Consider the following 3,786-nt stretch of genomic DNA (forward strand, 5'->3'; position numbering starts at 1 on the left):
CGGGCGGGACCACGGTGGTCTTGCCCGTGCCCGGGGGCGCCTCCACGACGGCCGCCCCGCGCGCGTCCAGCGCCGCTTCGAGGTCAGGCAGGGCGGCGGTGAACGTCAGGCCGGCGCGGAGGCGGCCGAGGGCGGCGGAGAGGGCGGAGGGGACGGCGACGGGATCGACGGGGGTGGGCATCGGGTCCCATTGTGCCCGCGCGGCCGCGCCGGCCGGTGGCTGAGCCGAGAGCTGGCGATAGGGTCGAGGTCCGACGGTGACAGGAGCAGGACATGGGCCACAGGATCGCGTTCACGGACGTGGACGTCTCGAACGAGGGTGTCGTCACCTGCGCTGTCCATCGGGACGGGGAAGCCCAGGAACTCTGGTTCCGTCTGCCCTACGCCTTCACCCCGGCTCCGGATCTCATCGCCGCGGTGTACGCCGGTCTATGCGGCGCGGTGTTCGACGAGGTCCAGATCGACCTGCCGATCGGTCCGCGGTTGAGCGGCGCCATCGCGGAGATGACGGGTGCCCGCGTGGAGCACGCTCCGGGCACGGACCGCAGCCGCGAGCCTGGCACGGCGCAGGCGTTGAACTTCTCCGGCGGTTTCGACTCGCTAGCGGCCCGGCTCCTCATGCCGGAGGCCCATCTCGTCTCCCTGGACTTCGGCGGACGGTTCGCCCGGGAGCGCCCCGTGTACTCGCGGTTCCCCACACACATCGTGGAGACCAACCTGGTGGATCTCGGCCTGAACCTGCACGGCACCGAGGCGTTCATGTCCTCAGCCGGCATCCTGCTGCGGGACGAACTGGACTTGGCCGTGCTGGGCTCAGGCGACATTCAGGCCTCCTCCCTGCCCGCGGCGTTCACCGGGCCGGTCCCGCAGCGGACGACCCCGGTGGCCGAGGTCCTGGGGCTCGGGCCGGCCTCTCCCGTGGCCGGCGTCTCGGAGGCGGGCACGATGCTCATCTGCGCGCGCCGCCGGCCGGAACTGCTGGTGGACGTGCTGGCCTCAGTGGCCCACCGCGGAGAGGTGAAATACCACCGCAAGCGGCTCCTCCTCGAGGCAGTGGTGCAGCGTGCGGGGCTCGATCTCGCCCTGCCGGACCTGCCCGTGCTGGGGCAGCCGCGGCAGTGGGGCACCGTGTTCGCCGACGACCTCGCGGCCCTGTATGTGCTGCGCGTCCTCGGGCCGGAGGCCGCATCCCTCCTCTACAACGAGGAAGGCATCCCCGGTCCCGTGCTGGAGCGCATCCCGGCCACGTCTCTGGCCTTCATGGAGCGGTTCAATCCGCAGGCCTACGCGGGACTGCCCCCGGAGCTGCTCGGCGAGTGGTACGCGCGGCTGCTCCGCTTCGGCGTGCCGCCCTACGAGCGCCAGGACTGGTTCGACGCGGCCACGGCCATGAAGGCCGTGCGCAACCAGCTCTGAGGCCACCGTCACCGCCTCCGCCACGCTGTCCCGGACCTGCCCCACTGACTAGGTGTTGTGGGTCATGAGGTTCTTGGCACGGGCCCCGGGCTGAGATGAGACGAGTGGGCCTCTCCCGCAGGATGGAAGTTCCTACACAACCCATCCGCGCAAAGAGACCCACTCATGACTCACGCTAACGCACCCCTGACTCCCACCGGCCGACTCAGGATGGTCCAACGCCACCTGCACGACGGCATCCCCCAAGCCCATGTCGCAGCCGAGTTCCGCGTCAGCCGGCCCACGGTGGCCACCTGGGTGGCCCGCTACCGCGCCCAGGGAGAGGCCGGGCTGCTCGACCGGCCCAGCCGTCCGCACTGTTCACCTGCCCAGCTCGACCCCGAGGTGGTGGCTCAGATCCAGACCCTGCGTCGCAGGGAGAAGTGGTCGGCCCGCCGGATCCATCACCACCTGGTCTCTGAAGGCCACCAGGTGTGCCTCCGAACGGTGGGCAGGTGGCTGCACCGGCTGGGCATCTCCCGGTTGCCAGACCTCGCGCCCACGGGTGAGGACCTGCGCCAACGACCGCAGAAGATCACCGCCCGGGCTCCGGGGCACATGGTGCACCTGGACGTGAAGAAGATCGGGCGCATCCCTGAAGGGGGAGGCTGGCGTGCTCACGGACGGGACTCCGAGAACGCGCGAGCAGCCAAGCGCGGGCCTGGCCGGCGGGTCGGGTACACCTACCTGCACTCGGCGATCGACGGGTTCACCCGCCTGGCCTACACCGAGGCGTTGGAGGATGAGCAGGCGGTGACCACGATCGGGTTCTTCTGCCGGGCGCGGGCGTTCTTCGCCGCCCACGGCATCCGGATCGACAGGGTGATCACGGACAACGGGAACAACTACCGGGCCGTGGACTTCACCGCGAAGGTGGTCTCGCTCGGGGGCCGGCACCACCGGATCCGCCCCTACACCCCGCGCCATAACGGGAAGGTCGAGCGGTACAACCGGCTGATGGTGGACGAGGTCCTCTACGCCCGCCCGTACTCCTCAGAGACAGCTCGGCGTGAGGCCCTGCAGGTGTGGGTGAACCACTACAACTACCATCGGCCTCATACCTCCTGCGGGAACGCCCCGCCGGCCTCGTTGGCCCCGGCCCGAGTCAACAACGTCATGCCCTCCTACAACTAGGCTGTGACCCATGACCACACCCGTCCAGGAGCACCTCGATCGCCTCACGTCGGCCCACGCGGGCGAGGGGGAGGTCCCGGACGCGCTGGGCGTGGCGATGCTCATGGTGGACGGGCACCGCTACGTCTCCGGATCCATGACGTCCGTGCCCCTGGCCACGCTCGCCTCTCCCCTGTTCCACGCCCAAGCCCTCGAGGATCTCGGCGCGGTGCGGGTGGGCGAGCGCGTCGGCGCCGCCCCCGTGCGCGACCTGGACCATCGGGTCGAGGTGGACGCCGTGACGGGTCTGCCGCACAACCCGCTGCAGAACGCGGGCGCGGTGGCCACCGCCTCCCTCGTGAAGGGCCGCGGCGGCCGCGACCGAACCGCACGCATGATGCAGCTGCTCTCCGCGCTGTTCGACCGCGAGGTCACCGTCACGGAGTCGGCCGCCCGCGCGGAGAACCGCGCCCAGCACCACACCCGGTCCGCTGCCTGGCTGATGAAGTCCCTCGACACCCTGGACGCCGACCCTGAGACGCTGCTCGAGGACATCGCCACGGTGCGTGCTGCCGCCGTGACCGTGGAGGACCTCGCCCTGCTCGCCGGCACCCTCGCGCACGGTGGTGTCCACCCCGTCACCGGGGACCGCGTGCTGAGCGAGGAGACGGTCCGCGGTGTGCTCTCCGCGATGGACTCCTGCGGCATGGACACCCGGGACTCCCGGTGGGCGTACGACGTCGGCCAGCCCGGCTGGGCGTCCATGCGCGGCGGCACGGTGCTCGTGGTGGTGCCGGGCAACCTCGGTCTGGCGCTGCAGTCGGACACGACGGATGAGAACGGGCTCGGCGTCGCGGCGATGGCCGCCCTGCGGACCATCGTCGAGGACTTCGAGCTGCACCCGTCGGTGGTCACAGGCTCCCCGCGCGCGGCTCTGCGCACCCACTACCGGATAGATCAGGCGCCCTCGGGCACGGCGCGCAGCGCCGTCGTCCTCGAGGCGCTCGGGCGGTTCGCGGACACCGTGCACGTGATGGAGCTGGGTGGTCACCTCGGCTTCAGCCAGGTGGACGCGATCGCCCGCGTCAGCCGCGGTCTGCCGGAGGCCCTCGAGACGCTCGTGGTGGACATGCGCTCGGTCAGCTCCATCTCCCGTCCGGCCCGGCTGCTGGTGGCCCAGTGGTTCGCCCGCGCGCTGGGCAACAGGCTCGACGTCGT

The 3,786-nt window shown here is 71.1% G+C and carries 4 protein-coding genes; 3 read left to right on the plus strand and 1 reads right to left on the minus strand.

The genetic code is table 11. The features are described from left to right. Window positions 1–181, minus strand: a 181-nt coding sequence (locus AB0N07_RS49905; RefSeq protein ID WP_365847507.1) for a hypothetical protein, incomplete at its 3' end; no start/stop codon positions are given. Between the two features lie 92 nt (window positions 182–273). Here AB0N07_RS49905 and AB0N07_RS49910 point away from each other — a divergent pair. The 3 genes from AB0N07_RS49910 to AB0N07_RS49920 form a co-directional block, all read left to right on the plus strand. After that, window positions 274–1,416: a hypothetical protein gene (locus AB0N07_RS49910; protein ID WP_350747661.1), complete on the plus strand. Its 1,143-nt coding sequence runs from the start codon at window positions 274–276 to the stop codon at window positions 1,414–1,416. Window positions 1,417–1,581: 165 nt separating this feature from the next. Then, window positions 1,582–2,589 carry an IS481 family transposase gene (locus AB0N07_RS49915; protein WP_365847509.1) on the plus strand — a complete coding sequence of 336 codons (1,008 nt, stop codon included), beginning with the start codon at window positions 1,582–1,584 and terminating at the stop codon, window positions 2,587–2,589. Between the two features lie 10 nt (window positions 2,590–2,599). Continuing rightward, on the plus strand, window positions 2,600–3,786 hold a 1,187-nt coding region (locus AB0N07_RS49920; protein ID WP_365847511.1), incomplete at its 3' end, for a glutaminase.

This window comes from Streptomyces sp. NPDC051172, from assembly GCF_040682555.1.
Taxonomy (GTDB): Bacteria; Actinomycetota; Actinomycetes; order Streptomycetales; family Streptomycetaceae; genus Streptomyces.

Coding starts and splice junctions, on each gene's coding strand:
- AB0N07_RS49910 (WP_350747661.1), top strand. CDS start 274: ATGGGCCACAGGATCGCGTTCACGGACGTGGACGTCTCGAACGAGGGT.
- AB0N07_RS49915 (WP_365847509.1), top strand. CDS start 1,582: ATGACTCACGCTAACGCACCCCTGACTCCCACCGGCCGACTCAGGATG.